This is a genomic window from bacterium, assembly GCA_030247525.1.
In the GTDB taxonomy this organism is placed as follows: Bacteria; Electryoneota; JAOADG01; order JAOADG01; family JAOADG01; genus JAOTSC01.
The window spans coordinates 1-20,694 of record JAOTSC010000003.1 but is presented as its reverse complement, the minus strand read 5'-3'; the positions used below and the strand labels follow the sequence as shown (position 1 = coordinate 20,694).

Annotated in this window: 17 protein-coding genes; 9 read left to right on the top strand and 8 right to left on the bottom strand. The window is 48.7% G+C overall.

Features of this window, described 5'->3' with window-relative positions; genetic code table 11:
- Positions 1-137 precede the first annotated feature (137 nt).
- Entirely contained in the window at positions 138-2,471 is a 2,334-nt protein-coding gene (locus tag OEM52_00650; GenBank protein ID MDK9698645.1) for a M28 family peptidase, read from the top strand.
- A gap of 317 nt (positions 2,472-2,788) precedes the next feature.
- Here OEM52_00650 and OEM52_00645 read toward each other — a convergent pair whose 3' ends face one another.
- Positions 2,789-3,841, bottom strand: a complete 1,053-nt coding sequence (locus OEM52_00645) for an adenylate/guanylate cyclase domain-containing protein (GenBank protein MDK9698644.1) — start codon at positions 3,839-3,841, stop codon at positions 2,789-2,791.
- 202 nt (positions 3,842-4,043) lie between these two features.
- Between OEM52_00645 and ccoN the strand changes: the two genes are divergently transcribed.
- From ccoN to OEM52_00605, 8 genes are all read left to right on the top strand, one after another.
- Positions 4,044-6,179, top strand: a complete 2,136-nt coding sequence (ccoN, locus tag OEM52_00640) for a cytochrome-c oxidase, cbb3-type subunit I (protein ID MDK9698643.1) — start codon at positions 4,044-4,046, stop codon at positions 6,177-6,179.
- 47 nt (positions 6,180-6,226) lie between these two features.
- On the top strand, positions 6,227-6,412 hold the full coding sequence (locus OEM52_00635; protein MDK9698642.1) for a hypothetical protein: 186 nt from the start codon (positions 6,227-6,229) through the stop codon (positions 6,410-6,412).
- A 24-nt stretch (positions 6,413-6,436) separates the two neighbouring features.
- Complete coding sequence (locus OEM52_00630; protein MDK9698641.1) at positions 6,437-7,195, top strand: c-type cytochrome; 759 nt, start codon at positions 6,437-6,439, stop codon at positions 7,193-7,195.
- Positions 7,196-7,333: 138 nt separating this feature from the next.
- Entirely contained in the window at positions 7,334-8,818 is a 1,485-nt protein-coding gene (gene ccoG / locus OEM52_00625; protein MDK9698640.1) for a cytochrome c oxidase accessory protein CcoG, read from the top strand.
- Between the two features lie 51 nt (positions 8,819-8,869).
- Positions 8,870-9,349 (top strand): FixH family protein, encoded by a 480-nt coding sequence (locus OEM52_00620; GenBank protein MDK9698639.1) that lies wholly within the window; start codon positions 8,870-8,872, stop codon positions 9,347-9,349.
- A 100-nt stretch (positions 9,350-9,449) separates the two neighbouring features.
- Entirely contained in the window at positions 9,450-9,632 is a 183-nt protein-coding gene (locus tag OEM52_00615; protein MDK9698638.1) for a hypothetical protein, read from the top strand.
- Positions 9,629-10,762 (top strand): succinylglutamate desuccinylase/aspartoacylase family protein, encoded by a 1,134-nt coding sequence (locus OEM52_00610; protein MDK9698637.1) that lies wholly within the window; start codon positions 9,629-9,631, stop codon positions 10,760-10,762. Before OEM52_00615 ends, OEM52_00610 begins: the two co-directional genes overlap by 4 nt.
- A gap of 182 nt (positions 10,763-10,944) precedes the next feature.
- Positions 10,945-11,973 carry a hypothetical protein gene (locus OEM52_00605; GenBank protein MDK9698636.1) on the top strand — a complete coding sequence of 343 codons (1,029 nt, stop codon included), beginning with the start codon at positions 10,945-10,947 and terminating at the stop codon, positions 11,971-11,973.
- A 311-nt stretch (positions 11,974-12,284) separates the two neighbouring features.
- Here the strand turns inward: OEM52_00605 and OEM52_00600 are convergent, their stop codons facing one another.
- The 7 genes from OEM52_00600 to OEM52_00570 form a co-directional block, all read right to left on the bottom strand.
- A complete protein-coding gene (locus OEM52_00600; protein MDK9698635.1) occupies positions 12,285-12,467 on the bottom strand; it encodes a T9SS type A sorting domain-containing protein in 183 nt (60 codons plus the stop codon).
- Positions 12,460-15,729, bottom strand: a complete 3,270-nt coding sequence (locus tag OEM52_00595) for a hypothetical protein (GenBank protein MDK9698634.1) — start codon at positions 15,727-15,729, stop codon at positions 12,460-12,462. The genes OEM52_00600 and OEM52_00595 overlap by 8 nt, the downstream gene beginning before the upstream one ends.
- A 162-nt stretch (positions 15,730-15,891) precedes the next feature.
- Positions 15,892-16,893 (bottom strand): ATP-binding cassette domain-containing protein, encoded by a 1,002-nt coding sequence (locus OEM52_00590; GenBank protein ID MDK9698633.1) that lies wholly within the window; start codon positions 16,891-16,893, stop codon positions 15,892-15,894.
- Positions 16,890-17,924: an ABC transporter ATP-binding protein gene (locus OEM52_00585; protein ID MDK9698632.1), complete on the bottom strand. Its 1,035-nt coding sequence runs from the start codon at positions 17,922-17,924 to the stop codon at positions 16,890-16,892. The genes OEM52_00590 and OEM52_00585 overlap by 4 nt, the downstream gene beginning before the upstream one ends.
- Entirely contained in the window at positions 17,921-19,033 is a 1,113-nt protein-coding gene (locus OEM52_00580) for an ABC transporter permease subunit (protein MDK9698631.1), read from the bottom strand. Before OEM52_00580 ends, OEM52_00585 begins: the two co-directional genes overlap by 4 nt.
- Positions 19,034-19,039: 6 nt before the next feature.
- The gene (locus OEM52_00575) at positions 19,040-20,077 is read right to left on the bottom strand and encodes an ABC transporter permease subunit (protein MDK9698630.1); all 1,038 of its coding nucleotides are present in this window, start codon (positions 20,075-20,077) and stop codon (positions 19,040-19,042) included.
- 124 nt (positions 20,078-20,201) lie between these two features.
- Positions 20,202-20,694, bottom strand: a 493-nt coding sequence (locus tag OEM52_00570; protein ID MDK9698629.1) for a hypothetical protein, incomplete at its 5' end; no start/stop codon positions are given.

The window sequence follows — 20,694 nt, the reverse complement described above, 5'->3', positions numbered from 1 at the left end:
TACGATATTTTTTCGGTTTGCGACACGTTACCGTTCGATGATACTTTTTTAGAAGTATCGTTAGTCGTTAATCGCTCACCATCTTTCCAAAGGTCGAATCGATTTGTACCTTACCCTTTACAAAAATCGAGGATACTGTGAGTCATCGCTTTCCGCACATCAGACAGTGGATGTCATTTATACTTCTTGCTCTATTGATTGGTTTCGTACAAGGTGTTGTCGCCGCAGACATACCTTTGCCCGGCACGCCATCGTGGAACATCGGGTTCGATACCACGCGCGCCATGCATCATGTGAACGTACTCGCTTCCGATTCGTTGGAGGGACGTTACAGTGGATTTGCCGGTGGTGCGAAGACTGAGCGGTATCTTGCCGGACACTTTGCGAACCTCGGGTTGGTGAAACCGTTCGGTGAGGATGGTTACTATCAACGCTTCACCTATCCCGCCGGCGATTATGCCGGTCCGGTCGAAGTGGTATACACCAATGCCGCCAACCAAAAATCTACCTATAAGCAGTGGAAAGACATCACCGTTTACAAGAGTTCGGGCTACGGTACAGTGACCGGTAAATTGGTTTTCGTCGGTTATGGCATCTCAGCGCCGGAAAAAGGCTGGGACGATTACGCCAATATTGATGTGAACGGGGCAATTGTCGTTGTGATGCGCGGAACGCCTGAATTACCTAATACTCGATGGCAAGACGAGGCGAAAGCGATTTTCAAAGCGCGGGCAGCGCAAAAACGCGGCGCCGTGGCGATGCTGTCGTTTGAAGGGAATCCCCCGCTATTGGCTTCATTGCCACCTGACGGTTACATGAAAAATTTCCCGGTGGTGATGATTTCGCAAACCGTTGCCGATTCGTTATTAGCGTCAACCGGAAAAACCGCCGCGGGATGGAAAACCGAATTTCGCAAAACCCGCATTCCGGCCTCGCAGCCATTGACCGGAAGTATCACGGTTACCGTACAAGGGAATTGGTTCGATAACGCGCCGCTCGCCAATGTTGGCGGGATTCTGCCCGGCAGCGACCCCGCGCTTGCGAAAGAAGTGGTTGTCATCGGCGCTCACCACGACCACCACGGGAAAGATGCGTTGGGCAACATCTATTATGGCGGCAACGATAACGCTTCCGGTACAGCGACGATGATGGAACTCGCCGAATGTTTCGTGAAGAATAACGTGAAACCGAAACGCTCGATCCTCTTTCTTGGCTTTGCCGCCGAGGAGGAGTGGTTGTGGGGTTCGCAGTATTTTGTCGAACAATTCCCGAAATTCGGGTATAAAGTCGTTGGCATGTTGAATATGGATGTCGTCGGCACTGGCGGCGATACCTTGGGTCTCGGCGGTCTTGCCGAGTATCCCCAATTAGGCGATGTCTACGTTTCGCAATGGCCCGATTCGGTGAAAAAGAAAACGGCGTTTTGGCGGTTGTATGCCGGCAGCGATCATACTTCGTTTGAGGTTGCCGGGATTCCGTCCTATGTCGTCGGTTCGATCGGCGGCGTATACAAAACCTATCACACCCCGGAAGATACCGCCGGGACAGTATTTGCCTATTCGTTAAAGAACATCGGCGAGCTGACGTATCACGCAACACTGGCGTATGCCAATGCTTCGCAGCCCTATACCCAACCGCCGCTTGCTAAGGCGTCGTACTTCCTGCACAAGAGTGGCGGCATCCATTTCCTCGATGCAAAATCGGAATTCACACCGCCCGTTAAACAAGCGATTGCCGGTGTCCGGTACTTCCAACCGTTGGTACTTTTCACGGTGCCAGTCACCAACGAAAACAGCGAAGCGTTTCTCAATATTGTGTATACGACGATGGAACAAGCTCGCGAATTTGCCAAAACGAATAAAGTGCCATTTTTAGCCGATTCGATTCGGAAAGAATGGAAAGGGGAAGCGAATCGCGGTGTGAGCGTCGCAATTCCGATTGCCTATCTCGCCGGAGCGAAAAAGGCGATGGTAAAATCGTTGGCACGATTAGGGATGGCATTCATTACCATCGATGGAGAAGATGTCGGCGACCTCTGGCGGGGCGATCAGGTCAATCCCGCATGGACACAGTTTTTACAAGATGCGGCGGAAGTCGGGGTGTATCCGGTTATTAGCAATGCAACGACGGCACAGGCAATCGCGATTGCAAAGGTGAGTAATAATCGGGCGATTGTTCGGATGGATGCAGCAAAATTAAACACAGAAACTTGGAAAGCGCTCTCCGATGTCGGATGTTTTGCATTGCTCGATGCGCAGACGATGACGCCGGAAACCGCACAGCAAATTCTTACGCTGAAGAACCGGAGCCGGATCGCATTGCTGGCTTCCCCCGCCGCGATTGAGCAATTGATCCAAGCGAAAATCGAAGATGCGGAATTGCTGGAATTATTGCAGGGGAATTTGCGCTACCAACTCGAATCGTGGAATTCACCGACTGGTGTGGTGGCTGCCCCCCGCCATCCTTATTGATTCATTCGTTGTGGCGTTCCGTGGGGGCGGCTGGCAGCCGCCCTTCTCGACAGATATGAATTAGACCTTTGGTTAACTCCTTGTTCATGCCGCAAGTGAGTGAACTGAATCCGGAAACCCGCTTCTGTAGTGGCGTATCGCAAAACTCCCCGACGAAAAAAACGATAACTATCCGAATAAATCAATGGTATCATGGGTGAGTATTGAACCGATTCTTTTCGAGTCTTTTACAAGCCGACATGCGAACATAAACACTCTTCTTCCTTGAGAAGTATGCAAAGGAAAAGTCCTATTTATTATAGTAATGTTTATATAAACTATTGTTTGTGCAAAAATATTTTTTGTGGTTCTGATTTTCCTTTCATTTTCAACTCCTGGTAGAAATAGAAATTTTGCGGTTGTTTCAGCCGTGACCAAGTCGCTTCCGATATTGCAATTGTGTTTGGTTCTGCCGAGGATTGAATTCTTGCTGCAGTGTTAACAGCATCCCCAATCACGGTTACATCCTTCCGATTCAGTGTACCAATTTCCGCCTGCACCATAAATCCGCTGTGGATGCCGATTCGCACCCGTATTTCGGATTGTTGTCGCTGTAGTCGTTTTGTATTCCAAGCAGCATGAGCCGCGAGAATTTTGGTTGCGGCATCGACAGCGTCGTTTGCATCGACGAATACCGCCATGATGCTGTCACCGATGAACTTATCGATATCACCGTTACATTCTCCGGTAATGACCCCACACAAACCGAACAACTCATTAAGCATGTTAACAACAGCGAACGGCGGATTCTTTTCCGAGAAGGGGGTAAATGCTACGACATCCAAATACAACACCGTTAATTCCCGAATTTCGACTTTCCCATCTTCGTTGGTTTGGATTTGTTCATTGATTGATGCTACTGTTGTTGTAGAGACATATCGTTTTATGAGAGCTGCAAATTTTTCCTGCATTATCCGCAACTCTTCTTCCTGTGAGATATCGCGGAACACTTCGATGGCTGCTATGATTTCACCCGCTTCATTGAGAATGGGAGCAACGTGTGTCATGACCGGAAACCGACGTCCATCATTTCGCAAGGGGTATACTTTGCGTATCGTCGGCTGACCCGATTTGAACGTTTGCCGTAAGGGACAATTCCCTTTACACAGTCTTACACCATTCTCATCGATGTGATTTAAAATGTCGTCGGCACACCGATGTCCCACAACATCTTGGGAAAAGTATCCGGTTAACAACTCGGCTCCCCGGTTCCAAAAAAGGATATCCATGGATCGATCTACGATGTACACCCCATCGAAGAGATAGTTCAAAATGCGTCCGAGGTTGCTGTCGGTTCGTTTTAGTTCTTCAATATCAATCATTTCTGACATTCGAGATTTCTCCATTTCCTGTATGAAAGGTAACCACAAACGCTATGCGAGTACTATAATATTCGCATTATTTTGCTTTGATTCAAATAGAATTGCCTGCGCGGTAAAAGTACTTTACAATTCCATGTGAAAACGTTATTTTTCTTTCTTATCTGCAAGCGGCGGGGGGTCCGCCAAAAACAATACTACAAGGTCGATACAAATGGAAACTTATCGGTACGACGACGCCATCGTCCGGAAATTCACGATTGCAACGATTATTTGGGGCTTCGTGGGGATGTTGGTTGGATTGATTGTTGCGCTGGAACTGGCATTCTGGCAGACGAATCTCAGCCTCCCTTGGATAACGTTCGGGCGGCTACGTCCTCTGCATACGAATGCAGTAGCATTTGCCTTTACCGGAAACGCGATTTTTGCTGCAGTGTACTATTCCAGCCAACGGTTACTGAAAACGCGGATGTTCAACGATACTCTTTCGGCGATCCATTTCTGGGGGTGGCAGTTACTTATCGTTTTTGCTGCTTTGACGCTGATCTTCGGTATCACGACCGGTAAAGAATACGCCGAACTCGAATGGCCACTCGACATCATGATCGCTGTACTATGGGTAACCTTCGCCATCAACTTCTTCGGCACGATAGCAATCCGGCGGGAGCCGCATCTTTATGTATCGATCTGGTACTTTATGGCGTCGATCCTTGCTATCGCTATCCTCCATATTGTGAATTCGATCGAACTTCCGGCAGGCTTTTTGAAAAGCTATCCCGTATATGCCGGGGTGCAGGACGCGATGGTGCAGTGGTGGTATGGCCATAATGCGGTCGGATTCCTGTTAACGACCCCGATTCTCGGCATGATGTATTACTACCTGCCAAAGCAGGCCGGGCAGCCGATATATAGCTATCGCTTAAGTATTGTTGGATTTTGGGCGTTAATCTTCATCTACATGTGGGCAGGACCGCACCACTTGATGTACACCGCATTGCCGGAATGGACCCAAACATTGGGGATGATTTTCTCGTTAATGCTTTGGCCGCCTTCGTGGGCGTCGATGATCAATGGACTCATGACGTTACGCGGCGCATGGGATAAACTCCGTATCGATCCCATCTTAAAGTTCCTCGCCGTCAGTGTAACCTTCTACGGCATGTCGACCTTTGAAGGGCCGCTCATGTCGATCAAATCGTTGAATTCGATTACCCACTACACCGATTACACCGTCGGTCACGTCCATAGCGGCGCGTTGGGCTGGGTTGGGTTCATGGTCTTTGCGATTATCTACTATATGATTCCGCGCCTGTACCGGCGGCCGTTATTTAGCCGCAGCATGGCGGAGTCGCACTTCTGGCTCGGCACCGTCGGCATCATTCTGTATTACATTCCGATTATCACAGCAGGCGTTATTCAAAGCTTGATGTGGAAAGCGTTCGACGCCGAAGGATTACTTAAGTATCCGAACTGGATGGAAACCGTCGATGCGATTATGCCGCTCTATTGGTTGCGGGTTATCGGTGGTACTGCCTATCTGACCGGCGTCGTTTTAATGATGGTCAATGTCTATAAAACGATGGCGTCGGCAAACAAGAGCGAATTGGTCGACGAAGAGGCGAAAGCCCCGGCAATGGTGAAAGAGTCATTGTTCCAAAAAGGTGGATCGTTCTTCCATAAGTACATCGAAACCGCGCCGATCACGATGACGCTGCTTGCTGCTGTCTTAGTAAGTGTTGGCGGCATCGTTCAGATTGTACCGCTGCTCTTGAAAACGAAACCGGAACCGGTCTTTGGCAATGTCATAAAACCGTATACGCCGCTCGAGCTTACCGGTCGCGATATCTACGTGAAGGAAGGCTGCTACAACTGCCATAGCCAGATGGTGCGGCCGTTGCGCGATGAATTGATGCGATACGGCGAATATTCCCGCGCTGATGAATTTATCTACGATCATCCGTTCCAGTGGGGCAGCCGCCGCATCGGACCTGATCTCCATCGGTTGGGCGGTAAGTACAACGACAACTGGCATTACCTCCACATGAAGGATCCCCGCGCCATTACCCCCGGTTCGATTATGCCGGCGTACCCGTGGCTGCTTAAGGACAAACTCGATCTGAGTAATCTCTCGCGGAAGATGGAAGTATTGCGTACTTTAGGTGCTCCTTACACCGACGAAGAAATTGCAAATGCGGAATCCATCGCAAAGCAACAGGCGAGCGAAATTGCCGAACGTTTAAAGGTCGATGGACACAACAATACGCAGGACAAGGATATCGTAGCGCTAATCGCATATTTGCAACGGCTCGGCACCGATTTCAAGAAAATTCAATTAATCGAAAATCCGTAAGATTCGTAGGACAGACACTCCTGTCTATCCAATGCAAAGAGAACAAAATGCTACAACAACTGGCATCGAAAATCGATCCGATCTACGGACAAATCGCCCTCATTTTGATGGTGTTGGCATTTGTGTTGGTGATTGTACAGCTCTTCGTCGTCAAGAAGAGCGAATGGGACAAACGCGCACAAATCGCGCTGGACGACGAATCAGACGTTGAAACATTGCACGACCATAAGTAAAGTTAACCGATAACTGGATGAACGATGAGTAATCACGAGCAACAACAAGACGAGCACGAAGAGATCGATTTACCGGTCTTCGATGACGATCTACACGAGAAGGATAACCCAATTCCCCAATGGTGGTGGACATTGTGGGCGATAACCATCGGATTTGCTTTCGGGTACTTCGCATGGTTCCACATGCTTGGCGTAAGCCCATCACTCGCTGGTGAGTTGGTTGTCGATGTGCAAAAAGCGAAAGTCGAACAGGAAATCCGCGACCGCGAGATGGCGGCAAAGATGGAAGCAACGATGTCGCCCGCCGAAATTGGCAAAAAGTATTTCAAGACCTTCTGTGCTTCGTGTCACGGTAACGAAGGGGAAGGCGGTATCGGTCCAAACTTCCACGACAATTTCTTTATCCATGAACCAACCCCGGCAGTGCTGACGAGCGTAGTGGCAAATGGCGTCGCGGCGAAGGGAATGCCGGCATGGGGTTCGATGTTGGGTGATCGAAAGGTAAAAGCGTTGGTTGCCTATGTGTCAACATTGCACGACGTTCCGCTGACGATACCCGGCAAAGCATCTGAAGGGAAAGAGTACGGTAGAGAAGAGCTAACGGCAATGCTCTCTGGCGTTCCAGCAACTCCGGTGGTGGCGGCTGCCGACGAAAAAACGAAGACCGAAGCAACTGCGGTTACTAAAACGAAGCCGGCGAAGAAGGATGCTGCTCCTGCGCCAGTCAAAAAAGCGAAAACAAAAAAAGCCAAGCAAGCAATTCCCGAGAAGCGTTCGCAGTAAAGCCGGTTACAACACGATTTATCGTCACAAACAATAAATCAGAACAAAATCTACCTTACTTTGGCACAGGTAACCCCGCCTGTGCCGACTCTTAACAACAGCTAATTCAACGAATTTGATCTCACGCAGGATACACCCGTGTCTACTCACATACCAACTCCCGATCCTATACAAGAGAAGTCCTCTCCCAATCCCGCCAACACCGGCAGCAACGGTTCCATGCAAAGCAGTGGACATCGTCAATGGCAATATCCCGATCGCGTTCCCGGTCGCTGGACAATCGCTCGCGAAGGAGTCGGATACGCTTTGCTCGGGTTGTTTCTCTTGCTCCCATGGCTAACAATCAATGGCAATCCGGCGTTGTTGCTCAACATTCCCGAACGGAAATTTTTCATCTTTGGTGCTACCTTCGTTCCCGGCGATTTTTTTCTGTTCGCACTATTGATGCTGTTGGCTACGCTGGCACTCTTTCTTTTTAGCGCATTGTTTGGACGGATTTGGTGCGGTTGGGCATGTCCCCAAACCGTATTCATGGAAGGGGTCTACCGTCAAATCGAGCGTATGATTGAGGGCAGTTTTCGGAAACGGAAAGCCCGCGACGAAGCAAAACAGAAGGGACAAACACCCACTGATTACTATATGGTCAAAGGATTGAAACATGCAATCTATTTGGTGATTTCCTTCCTCTTCGGAATGTTCTTCCTTGCCTACTTTGTCGGGCGTGATACCGCATTTGGCTTACTTTCCGGTACGGCGGGCGACCACCCCTTCGCCACCTTTGCTCTTTTCGCATTATCTGGATTCATGTATTTTGTTGGTGCAATCTTCCGGGAACTCGCCTGTACGTTTATTTGCCCCTACGCCCGTTTTCAATCGGTGCTACTCGACCGTCACAGTATCGTCATCGGTTACGATAAAGTACGCGGGGAACCGCGCGGTAAACGGAAACGCGGCTCCGAGTCGCTTACCGGTGATTGCGTCGATTGTTTCCGTTGTGTTCAGGTCTGTCCGACCGGGATCGATATCCGCAATGGTCTACAACTCGAGTGTGTGAATTGTACCGCCTGCCTTGACGCATGTGATGAAGTCATGTTGAAAACCGGAAAGCCGAAAGGACTCATCCGCTACGGTAGTACTGCCGCATTGGAAGGCGAGCCGACAAAGAAACTCTTGCGGCCGCGAACGATACTTTACACATTGATTCTCCTTGGTGTTGTGGTACTCGCAACGCTGCAACTCAGTAATCGCCAGTTGATTCACGCCGTGGTCTTGCGTGCTGCCGGAATGCCGTATGTGTTGCAGCCCGATGGAAAAGTGCGAAATGGTTTTATCGTGAAGTTGGAAAATCGGGGCGGTACGCCGCGCACCATCAACATTACTGCCGAGGGATTACCCGGCGCAGAATGGATTATCAACGGCGCACCGTTCGCTTTAGCTGCCGGTCAAGAGTTGCGGGTGAATGTGTATGGCATTGTACCGCGTTCCGCCATCAAATCGGAAGAAACCACAGTAACTTTCCGTATCACACAAGAGGGCGAATTGCTTGCCGAACGTGAAGCAAGATTCCTTTCCCCGGAAGTGGATGAAGACGATAACGAGAAAGACGAGGAAAAACATCATTAGTTTAGTGGCAAAACTGCTCTTCACATCGAATCGAGCGAATTGAGCAGCAAGATGCCATCGCTAACGAAATCGCGGCTTTGGCCAACGATACTATTGGGGAGTTTTGCGCTCTTTCTACTTGCGATGGTAGTGTTGGTGGTTGTCGCGGAAGTGAATCGTCCCGAAATGGTTGAGCGTGATCCCTATACTCGCGGTTCGATTGATTCGGTGGGTCATTATTCCAACTTGAATCGGTTGAGTGGTTGGCTCGTCGACGCTCGGTTGCAACAATCAGCGAATCGGCAATGGCTGGAAGTGTTTGTCGTCGATTCGTTACACACACCGGTCGTAGGATTGCTGGGCGACGTCGCGCTCTATTGCTTGTCGGGCAGCCGTTACGATATCCCCCGTCAACAATTGGTGAGCGGCGATTCCGGACGCTACCTTTTACCGATTGCTACACCCTTGACCCAAAAGCGCTGGGAAGCGATGGTGCGGCTCACTGATGGCAAATCATCGTTCCAAAAGCGCTTCCCGTTCAAAGTGCAATAATCGGTATGTCTTTGCGAGGAACGAAGGTCACAACCTTGTGTGACCAAAGTGACGCGGCAATCTTGGTGCAAACCACGAGTATTGAATAGTTGAGTTAAAAATGTACCACGTTTTGTATTGGATTTATTTTGCCTTCACCGCGCTCTTCTTAGCGGCGCTCTTGTGGTCGTTGTTACGGAAACCCGATGAGACGAATCCGATCCGTAAACGAATACCCCACGAAGCAATGATGGCAGCCATTGTGTTGGTTCCCGTGCTGCTTCGATTGTTGGGGGTAAAATGAGCCACCCCACGTTTTTCCAATCCCGTTGGTATGGCGTTGCTTGGCTATTGATTGGACTCATTGTTGCCGGACTCGGTGGTTATCCTTTGTATCAACAACGGAAAGTCCAACCGTTGCCTATCGTATTTGCCAATGCACAAAAGCATTGGTTATCGGAATGGGCGCCGTGGCTAAAAGACACCCGCGGCGATACCGAAGTCTATCTCCTATCCGGTGAAAATAGCACCGCCGAAAACAGCGGCTCGCTACTTGTATTGGGTGGCACGCACCCCGACGAACCGGCAGGTTTTCTTTCAACATTATTGTTGTTGCAAAATGCTCAGGTCAGCTCCGGCAGAGTCTTTGTAATCCCGCGGGCAAATGCGTCGGCATTCTCGCAAACGGAACCGGGTGAAGGACATCCTGCATCGTACCCATTACAAATCAAAGATGGCGGCACGATTCGGATGCCATTCGGAGCGCGACTCACCAATCCGCTCGATCAATGGCCGTCGCCCGACGTGAAACCGCATTACCCCAGTGGACAATTGCTCTCCAGTAAAGACCTCCGCAACTTGAACCGCTGTTTCCCCGGCAAACGCGATGGCTTATTCACCGAACAAATCGCCGCCGGCATCACCGAACTGATTACCAAAGAGAATATAAATCTAACCGTCGACCTCCACGAAGCGTCCCTCGAGTATCCAGTGATTAATGCGCTGATCGCCCACGAGAATTCGCAGGAATTGGCGTCCGGCGCCCTGCTTGAATTGGAGATGGAAAACCTCCAGTACACGTTTGAAATGTCGCCACAAAAACTGCGGGGACTAACCCACCGCGAATTGGGTGACCACACGAAAACGTTACCGATTCTCGTCGAAACCGCGAATGTTGCACAAGGGCGTTTGCGGGGAAAAACCACCGTCGATATGATTGTGAAAGGATATGATGCGGCGTATTTGCGGGCGGTGGCAAGCGGTCTATTGAAAGTGGAGTATCCCGATAGCGGCATTCCATTAGAAGTGCGGTGCGGGCGACAGCTTTCCTGTATCGCCGCTTACACCATCGCCTGGAACGAAGCGCATCCCGACTTGCCGTTGATAGTGACTGGGATACCAACATACACTTCGTTAATCGCGAATGGATTCTAAATCTTTCTCACAACTATTTGTCCTTTAGGTCGGTAGCCGTGGGCTTTAGCCCGCGCACTATTTGTCCTTTAAGTCGGTAGCCGCGGGCTTTAGCCCGCGCACAGGTAACACAAATTGAAGGAACGCGGGCTAAAGCCCGCGGCTACCAATTGTGAGATAGTTGTTTTGTTGCGGAGTAATTGATGAAACATCGCAAACTTCTTATCACACTTAGCACTTCAATTCTTCTTGCTGTTTGCTTTTTGGTTGCCCACAACGCAAGCGCGCAACAATTCCCATACACAGCCAATTTTTCTCAGAAGGGGCTTTTTTTAGAAATCGTCTGCGATACACCTTATGTGATAAATGGGACAGCCAAGGGACATGCCCGCGGTATGAGAAAAGGGAATCATTCTGGTGTCATGAGTCTATCGGTTGAAGCAGCAAAAATATACCCTCCAAGTGGAATCAGCCAAGTAAGTGGTGTGTTTGATGGTGAAAATACGAATTGGAATACTGATTTTGAAGTATGTTTAACTCATGTGTCCACAGAACATACATATAGTGTTTTCGATAAAGGTCCCGATCCAATTGCAACTATGATCTCTTACATCACAAATCCTGCAGTTTATATATTACTTGAGAGTGAAGGTGTTAGAGCATCAATGATTGTTGATTATTACTTGGCCGAAGATACTGTATTAGTCGGTTTCCCACTTTGTTCGCAAAAACGAATGATTGAGGATTCTACGAATTACTCGAAGTGCTACCCAAATCGTCGTGTCAATCTGGATTCCGCATTTTGGGCGGTTCGTCATGCTCGGAACCTCTTACCCTTTGTCGAGAACTACTTTCTGGATGAAATAGCCTTCCGACTGCGGTGGGTACCATTTCCCGAACAGACCGATCGACCCCTCAACAAATGTTTTCCGGTCATGCCGACTTTCGATTCGCTTGCTGTGACATTTCAAAACGACTACGTGTATTATCTCGATAGTAAGTGCGACACTACAGCTTTGGATAGATCAAGGACTAAATTTGTCACAATGATGAAGAATCAACTTCAAACTTTGTATAGTCTCGATCATTTGATAGCTAATCCACCAAACCGAAAAATTAAAATGTCTAAGTTGATGAAGCAACGCAACGAGCTGTTGAGCAACCAGAAACTTGAGCGGAAGAAGTTCGGCGAGCGGTTTCGCAAGAAGTTCAAATCGATCAATTCAAGATAGAAATTTTGACTTTTTTTCTATTCTTTTACTTATCTTTGTGAGAAATCCGCCGTACGGAGGACGACGTGGCAGCCCCGGAGGGCTCACCGCAGGTAAACTTATTGTATCGTAGGGGCGGCTGGCAGCCGCCCTTGTTTCAGTAGGGGCAGACCCTCTGGGTCGCCCTTTCGTTTTTAACAGGTCGGGAGACCTGTCGCTACCCTATACAGGCGGGGACGCCTTTCTCTACCCTTACAACCTACACCTTACACCTTACACCCTACACCTTTCACCATTTTTTTCGATCCCCTTCACCTTACACCTTACACCTTTCACCTTAAGAGCACCATCTTCTGCGTCTTCACAAATTCCCCCGCTTGCATCCGCACAAAATAAGTTCCCGACGAAAGATTCTTTCCATCGAACGTCACCCGATAGCTTCCGGTTTGCTGTTTCTGGTTAACGAGGGTAGTCACTTCGCGCCCCGTGATGTCGAATAGTCTCAGTTCAACCATTCCCCGGTTTTGGCAGTGAATAGGAAATGGTGGTAGATGAGTTGAAGGGGTTGGGGTAGTTTTGGGATAATGAATACAGTTCGGGTAGTTTGTATTGTTCGTTTGCGACATCGTTAGTGTCAATGTTTAGAAAAAGTCTTGTAACAATACAGTCACTTGAACCACCGTTGTAGGTTGTGTCATAGCTATTGTTGGTAATTGGATAATTAACACTTGCTGTAGAACCAACTACTGTAATAACACTATCTCTGAGTAAAGTGAGTGAATTAAGTCGATCCTCCGATAACCCACCCAAAAATGTACTATACAATAACTGTGAACCATCTGAATTGAGAAGCAATGCAAAACCATCTTGTTGCCCCTGATTTGTTGGAAATAGAGACATAGCGGTCGTTGGAAAATCTACGCTTTGGGTTCTTCCTGCAACGATATAATTATAATGATCATCTAGATCGATACAGTAACCATGATCATCTCCAATCCCACCTAAGTAGGTACAGAAAACAAGTTGTAACCCATCCAATCTCAGTTTTGTGACATGGCAATCCATACCTCCATGATAGGTCGTATCCAAAGCACAACTGGTTACTGGAAATCCTGCACCCGCCGCACCTGTTACAACAATTCCGCTACTATCGCAAACGATGTTTGATCCTGAATCATAGCCTAAGCCGCCGAGAAATGTATTATATAAAAGGGATGATAATGAGGCATCAAATTTTGCGACAAAACAATCATAATCTCCGCTAATGGTTGAGTCAATTGCAGTAGATGTAACAGGCAAATTTGCACTCAATGTTAACCCAGTTACTACAATTCCACCAGCTGGCGACAGACAAACATCGGTAATGTTCTCATTCATCGAGCCACCAAAGTAAGAGCTGTAAAGTATCTGTGTGAAGTTGTTGTTAAACCGCATAATGCAACCGTCACTCTGTCCGTTTGCGGAGGTATCAAACGCGTTGGCAGTTATTGGGTAATCAACACTCAAAGTACCGCAACCAACATAATATCCACCTGTTTCATCAGGTATAATTGGTCGAATATCATCATCACTCGACCCACCGATTCTAGTACTAGTAAGTAGTTGTGATCCGTTACTACTAAGAGTAACTATTAACCCGTCAATGCTACCGCATACACCCAATCGATTATATTCTGGAAAGTCAGTGCTACGAGTATAACCGGTAATGATCAACGAGTTATCGCCTGCTCTGAGAATTCGATTATTGTAATCACTTAAGGTTCCTCCGATATAAGTACTAAAAACCAGTTGTGAACCACTACTATTGAGTTCTGTAACAAACCAATCTGTACTTCCGTTTAACCACGATTGATAGCTACCTATTGTGATTGGAAACTCAAAGCTTTGTGTTGATCCCAAAACAACAACATTTCCATTCCCAACCTCACACAGGTCAGATCCATAATCAGCACCACTCCCCCCTAAATAGGTACTGTAAATGAGGGGATCGATGCGCAAAGAATGGTCGGGATTGTAGCCGTTCGGGAGCGTGATTCCGAACGTGTTTTGGTCGGTTAATTGGAACGTCGCATCGATTTCATTGCGAGTACCATTTGCCGAGATTTGATACACACTTGGCAGTGCCGTTCGCAATTCCCCCAAGGATGTTGGTAGGAGAAGCTCGGTGATGGGCAATGGGGATTGGGCAATCGGGGTTCCATTCGTAGGGGTTCGGAATTCGGTATTCGGGGTTCCATTCGTAGGGGTTCGGGATTCGGTATTCGGGGTTCGAGAAGAAATTCCTACAGTGGTTCGCGACTCGGGAACCATGTCGCGAACATTTTCTTTTCCATCGGACTGACTATTCTGGGGTCTGACCCTACTGCTCCCTGTCTCCGGTTCTCTGTTCCCGATTTCCAAATGAGATTGCTTCGTCATTTCACTGCGGCTGTCAGCCTCGCGGCTGACGATCCTACGTTCCATTCCTCGCAAAGACAGACTAGTACCTCCAGTGGTTCGTGAATCGCGCAGCAGGTCACGAACATTTTCTTTTCCATCGGGCGGACAGGGGCGTCCGCCCCTACTGGTGTTGTCGTCGGACATTTTTTGCCGATGTACAGTTCCTTCAGTGGTTCGTGAATCGCGAAGCAGGTCACGAACATTCTCTGCGGGCGACCCAGAGGGTCTGCCCCTACTGGAATACTTGTCAGACAGGATTGTCTGACTTACGCCTGTAACTGCGGGCGTGCGCGGCACGCCCCTACTGTCGGGCGGACAGGGGCGTCCGCCCCTACTGTCCCCTGTCCCCCGTTCCCCATTATCCAAATGGGATTGCTTCGTCGCTGCGCTGCCTCGCAATGACAGTAACGATTCCGGAGCCCCGAACCCCGAAATCCGATCCCCCTCTAATCCTTCCACCGACATCCGAATCTGATTGGGATCGAAGCCGGGATGGACGATGAAATCGAATTCCAATTTGCCATCGTTTTCATACCATTCAACATCGATTCTTTCCCACACTTCCCGATACACGACCGAAGAAAAGTTCCGGCAATTCGGTGCCCACCGCGAAGAGTCGTTGCCTAAGAAATAATTATTCTTCCAGGGGAGCTCTCCCTGCGCTTCAACACTGCGTGTTTCAGCACGGTGTAAGGTGGAAAAAGATTGGTGTAAGGTGTAAGGAGTAGGGTGTAGGGTGGAAAAAGATTGGTGTAAGGTGTAAGGTGAAGGGTGTTGAGTAGAAAAAGACTGGTCAAGGTTCTCAGAAACTTCTTTAGTTTCCCTTGCACCATTCACCTTTGACCCTTCACCCTTGACCTTTGACCCTTCACCCTTGACCTTTAACCCTTCACCCTTGACCTTTAACCCTTCACCCTTCACGAAGTGAAATTTCAACGCATGACTCTTCATCGGAACATTCTTACGCGCGGGATGGCGACGCAGCATTTCGGGTAAGTCGTTTTCCATTACGTCGTCGGACAAGAATGTCCGACGTACGGGGTCATCGATTGGCGGGCGTGGGGGTCCGTCCCTACCCTGAGCCCCGAAATCCGAATCCCGAGCCCCCGGTTGCGTTAGCAACAGAGTAATTCCATCACGTTCGAGGAACCATGTCATCCCATTCTTCGCTTGACACTTGTAGAGGACGCGAGCGTCCCATTGCCCTTTGTTTTCGGTAAAGAAGAACGGGGAGGGGATGGTTTTCGGTGTCGACGAAATAGCAGATGTGATGTTCGCGATGCTTAGGAGAAGAAAAGCAACGTAGGTTACAGCAAGCTTACGAGGATCGAGTTTCATAGCGTTTCCGGTCAAGGAAATCAGCGCAAGTAAAGGAAAATGGGATGTTGCTTCACTACAGTAATAATAGTGATAGCAACCTAAGAATCAAACGCTGAGCAGTGAGTTTATAAAAAAAGGGCGGTTCGACACCGCCCTTCTTATAATCATGCATCAGAAATCTCATGCATACGGACAAGCGACCCAATGCCCATTCCCCTTATCCGTGAATGGCGGAACGGCTTGCGCACATTCCGGTTTCGCAATCGGACAACGAGTTCGGAAACCACACCCTGACGGCTTCGCCAACGGCGTAGGTACATCGCCGACGAGCACCTGCCGCTGAGGGCGTGTACGTTGCGGTTCCGGCATCGGCACCGCGCTGATTAACGCCTTCGTGTACGGATGGCGGGGATGATTGAAGATTGTTTCAGAATCGCCCAACTCGACGATATTCCCTAAATACATCACAGCAATCCGGTGACTGATGTGTTGCACCACGGATAAATCATGCGCGATAAACAAAAATGTTAAATTGAATTCTTCTTGCAGTTCGAGTAACAGATTTAAGACTTGCGCTTGAATCGACACGTCGAGCGCCGATACCGGCTCGTCGGCAATAATCAACTCCGGATTCGTCGCCAATGCCCGCGCTACACCGATGCGCTGCCGTTGACCACCGGAAAATTCATGGGGATAGCGACGCGCTTGTTCAGGACGCAATCCAACTTTACTTAGCAGCCATGCCACCCGTTCGTCGCGTTCGGCATGTGAGAGCTTCGTATGGATTTCCAACGGTTCTTCGATAATCTGCTTAACTGTCAAACGCGGATTCAATGAGCTATATGGGTCTTGAAAGACCATCTGAATTCGGCTGCGAAACGGACGCATCGCATTCTTATCCAGTTCGATCAGATTGACCGTATTGCCTTGTGTATCATGCAGATTAATCTCGCCAGACAGGTGAACATCTGGTGCAACGAACCGAAGAACGTTGATGATTGCCCGTCCCGTAGTCGATTTGCCGCATCCCGATTCGCCAACCAACCCCAGTGTTTCGCCGCGATTCAACGTAAAACTCACACCGTCGACCGCTTTGATTTCACCAAGTTTGCGATACAGAATACCGCCGAAAATCGGAAAGAAAACTTTCAAATCCTTCACGGTGAGAAGAGGTAGACTCATTGCACACCCCCTTTCCCGGCAGGTTGTTTATTACCAATCGCATTCTTTTCGACTAAGTGGCAGCGCGACCAATGTTGTTCGCCCACTTGATAGAGCGGTGGTTCGACTTTATCGCAGATCGCAATTTTCTCTTTACAACGGGTGCAGAATTTACACCCCTTTGGTAAATCGAAAATCGATGGAACCATTCCCGGAATCGTCGCGAGTTTTGTCCGCCGTTTTGTTTTTGGAGACGGCAACGAATCCATCAATCCACGGGTGTACGGATGCATCGGATGATCGAATAAATCGTATACCGGTGCAATCTCTTGTATCATACCGCCATACATGACAGCGACCCGCTGACAAGTCTCTGCAATCACAGCGAGGTCGTGAGTGATGAGCAGAATTGCCGCATCCTGCCGCTTCGATTTTACTTCCAGCATCAATTCGAGAATCTGCGCTTGAATTGTCACGTCGAGAGCAGTCGTCGGCTCGTCGGCAATAAGTAGTGAGGGATTACAAGCCAGCGCCATTGCAATCATCACCCGTTGCCGCATACCGCCGGAAAACTGATGGGGATACTCTTCCAACCGCTTACGTGCGTCGGGGATACCCACCAGATCAAGCATTTCCGTTGCACGGTCGGTCGCTTGAGCTTTCGTCATGTGCTTTTCGTGTTCCAAAACGATTTCCCGTAATTGGAATCCGATTTTGTACACGGGATTCAGCGAAGTCATCGGCTCTTGGAAAATCATACCGATTTCTTTGCCGCGAATCTTCCGCATTTCCGAGAGCGGCAGCTTGAGCAAATTTTTATCGCGGAGGAAAATTTCACCACCGATGATTTTTCCTGGTGGATCGGGAATCAACCGCATAATGCTCTGAGCAGTTACGCTTTTTCCGGAGCCGGATTCGCCCACGAGTCCGAAGACTTCTCCCTCAAAAATCTGGAAACTAACGCCGCCAACTGCCGGTGCCGCTTGCTTCTCGATAAAGAAAGAGGTGCGGAGGTCGCGTACGTCGACTAGTACTTTGTTTGAAACGCTCATCGCAACCTCGAATACTCACGTGGATCGAATGCATTACGCACTGCTTCGCCAATAAAAACGACCAACAAAAGGGTAACAAATAATGCTCCTAAGGGGAACATTACCAGCCACCATTTTGATATGTTCTGCAAGCCGACTTGCGCCATTTGTCCCCACGACGGTGTCGGTGGCGGCAAGCCGAATCCTAAGTAATCCAACGCGACCAGCGAACCGATACCACCTACGACGGCAAATGGCGCGAACGAAATCACCGGTGTCAATGCATTGGGTAAGATGTGGCGGAATATTATCTGTTTGTCGGTAGCGCCCATTGCCAATGCAGCCGACACATAATCTTTCGCTTTTTCCCGGTAGAATTCACCACGGATGTAGTACGTGATACCCATCCAGGCGAAGATCGCAAGAAAAATAACCAACATCGCGAAGTTGGGGCGGAAAATCGATGTTAGAATAATCAGTGTGTACAACCCGGGCACTGCCGACCATAACTCGATCAAACGCTGACCGAAGAGGTCAAGCTTTCCGCCGTAGAAACCAAGTGAAGCACCGATTGAAATTCCGATGATGTATTCAATGAAGATGAGCAACAAAGCAAACGAAACCGATATTCGGAATCCGTAGGCTAATCTTGCAAATACGTCGCGCCCGCGATCATCGGTACCCATCCAGTGCTCACGTGACGGGGCATGGGGAGGAGTATCGGTGAATTCATCGAGTAAACTCTCGATAGCGTCGTAGGGATAAATTGGCATGATCACCCAATTGCCCGAACCGTCGCTCTCGAATTTTCTATCTAAAGCGCGATACTTCGCTTCACCGAATCCTTCCTGACCAAACTCGCTGGCAGCATGGTATGTGAAAATTGGGAAATAAAGACTTCCATTGTATTTCACAACCAATGCACGGTTGTTGACAAGAAACATGAGTAGGAAGCTCAATAGGTACAATGTGGTTAAAATGAGAAAACTATAGTAACCACGTTTGAGCGAACGGAACTTCTTTAATCGTTTCTTAAAGAGGGAAACCGACGCTATTTCTTTGCCTTGCGCGATTTCTTCTTCGATGGGAGCGTTGGTATTCAGCGCGCTCGTTATATTTTTTTCACTCATGAGATATTACCGGAACCGGATGCGAGGATCGATGATTGCATAAAGAATGTCGGAGATAATGTTTCCCAGTAAGCCAATCAAACTGGAAATCACCATAACACCGAGAACGATGGGGTAATCGCGATTCACCACACTCGTGAATCCGAGCAAACCGAAGCCGTTGATGTTGAATGTATACTCGATCAAATAGCTACCTGCGAGTACTATTCCAAGGAAGTGACCAAGACCGGTTGCTATCGGAATCAAGCTGTTGCGAAGGGCGTGAAGAAACACGACGCGCTTTTCGGAAAGACCTTTGGCAAATGCGGTTCGGACATAATCTTGCCCCAACTGCTCCATTAAGCTATTCTTCATTAGAACGGTTAATGTTGCAAAACTGCCGATGGTATAAGCAATAACAGGTAGAATGGTGTGGTATACCTGATCAGTGATTTTGTCCCACATACCAAACATTTCCCATCCTTCACTACGGAAACCTCCCAACGGGAAGACATCCCAGAAGGAACCACCGCCAAACAACACGAGGAGAATCGCACCCAATGCCCAACCGGGAGTCGAATATCCTAAGAACACGAGGAAGGAGGTGGCAAAGTCAAATGTGCTGCCATGTTTGACCGCTTTCATAATCCCCAACGGAATACAGATGCTATAAGAGAGGATGAAGCCAATCAAACCAAAATAAATCGAAATCGGGAAACGTGACTTGATTACGTCCCACACCGGTTCACCATATTTATAGCTTCGTCCCAAATCGAAATGAAGAATATTCCACAACCAAGTTGCATAACGAACAGGTATTGGTTTATCGAATCCGTAGAATTTCCTCATTTCCGCTAAAGCTTCTTCTGGGATTTCAACTGCTCCGCTGACATTTCCGGAGCCGCCACCGACTTCGCCTGCAGCTGCCAATCCCATTTTGAGCTTCATTATCTCTTGCTCAAGCGGTCCACCGGGAACAATTTGCATAATCCCGAAGCTGATCATCGTTATTCCGAGGAAAGTTGGAATGATGAGCAAGAAGCGTCGGATGAAATACTGAACCATACTGGACATAAGTGTCCCTTGTCATCGGTTAGTAAGGGTGGAACCGCCGGCTGACAGCTCCACCCCTAAAGATTTTTCACCTAAGCGAATTTTCGATTCGCACATACTATGAGGATTCGAGAGGTTAGAACTTTCCGCTAATTGGATTCGCCTTCGTCCATTCGATCCAATACTTATCCTCGGTTACGCCAACCGGAAGCTTCTTCGCTGGATCCTTGAGCGCTTCCTGTAAAGCGGCATCCTTCTCGGCGTCGTACCACCATATTGAAACAATGCCTAAGTAATCGCCGGTTCGGGTCAGGATACCTTTCGGCTGACCGAATTTGTTCCAGTAAGCAAAGCGATTAAATGGTGCGTACCAGCCGAGGGCGTACCCTACGTTTGCACAAGCAAGTGAGTCGATTTCCCGAATCTGAGCAATGCGAGTCTTCATATCGAAAGTGACATTGTACTGCTCACACAATTCGTCAATTCGCTTAATTTTCATACCGGAGAGGTTTGTCGTGTTATCCGGATCAGCAGTTTTCGAGTGCATGCTCGATTCCGGATTCGGGAATTGGAGTCCAGTCCAGGTCTGGAAGTGGATATCAAATTTCCGTTCATTCACCATCTTGAAC

Bases quoted from the DNA above. Each gene is read 5' to 3' on its own strand.
- OEM52_00645 (MDK9698644.1), bottom strand. From the start codon at position 3,841: ATGTCAGAAATGATTGATATTGAAGAACTAAAACGAACCGACAGCAAC.
- ccoN (MDK9698643.1), top strand. From the start codon at position 4,044: ATGGAAACTTATCGGTACGACGACGCCATCGTCCGGAAATTCACGATT.
- OEM52_00635 (MDK9698642.1), top strand. From the start codon at position 6,227: ATGCTACAACAACTGGCATCGAAAATCGATCCGATCTACGGACAAATC.
- OEM52_00630 (MDK9698641.1), top strand. From the start codon at position 6,437: ATGAGTAATCACGAGCAACAACAAGACGAGCACGAAGAGATCGATTTA.
- OEM52_00620 (MDK9698639.1), top strand. From the start codon at position 8,870: ATGCCATCGCTAACGAAATCGCGGCTTTGGCCAACGATACTATTGGGG.
- OEM52_00615 (MDK9698638.1), top strand. From the start codon at position 9,450: ATGTACCACGTTTTGTATTGGATTTATTTTGCCTTCACCGCGCTCTTC.
- OEM52_00610 (MDK9698637.1), top strand. From the start codon at position 9,629: ATGAGCCACCCCACGTTTTTCCAATCCCGTTGGTATGGCGTTGCTTGG.
- OEM52_00605 (MDK9698636.1), top strand. From the start codon at position 10,945: ATGAAACATCGCAAACTTCTTATCACACTTAGCACTTCAATTCTTCTT.
- OEM52_00600 (MDK9698635.1), bottom strand. From the start codon at position 12,467: ATGGTTGAACTGAGACTATTCGACATCACGGGGCGCGAAGTGACTACC.
- OEM52_00595 (MDK9698634.1), bottom strand. From the start codon at position 15,729: ATGAAACTCGATCCTCGTAAGCTTGCTGTAACCTACGTTGCTTTTCTT.
- OEM52_00590 (MDK9698633.1), bottom strand. From the start codon at position 16,893: ATGAGTCTACCTCTTCTCACCGTGAAGGATTTGAAAGTTTTCTTTCCG.
- OEM52_00585 (MDK9698632.1), bottom strand. From the start codon at position 17,924: ATGAGCGTTTCAAACAAAGTACTAGTCGACGTACGCGACCTCCGCACC.
- OEM52_00580 (MDK9698631.1), bottom strand. From the start codon at position 19,033: ATGAGTGAAAAAAATATAACGAGCGCGCTGAATACCAACGCTCCCATC.
- OEM52_00575 (MDK9698630.1), bottom strand. From the start codon at position 20,077: ATGGTTCAGTATTTCATCCGACGCTTCTTGCTCATCATTCCAACTTTC.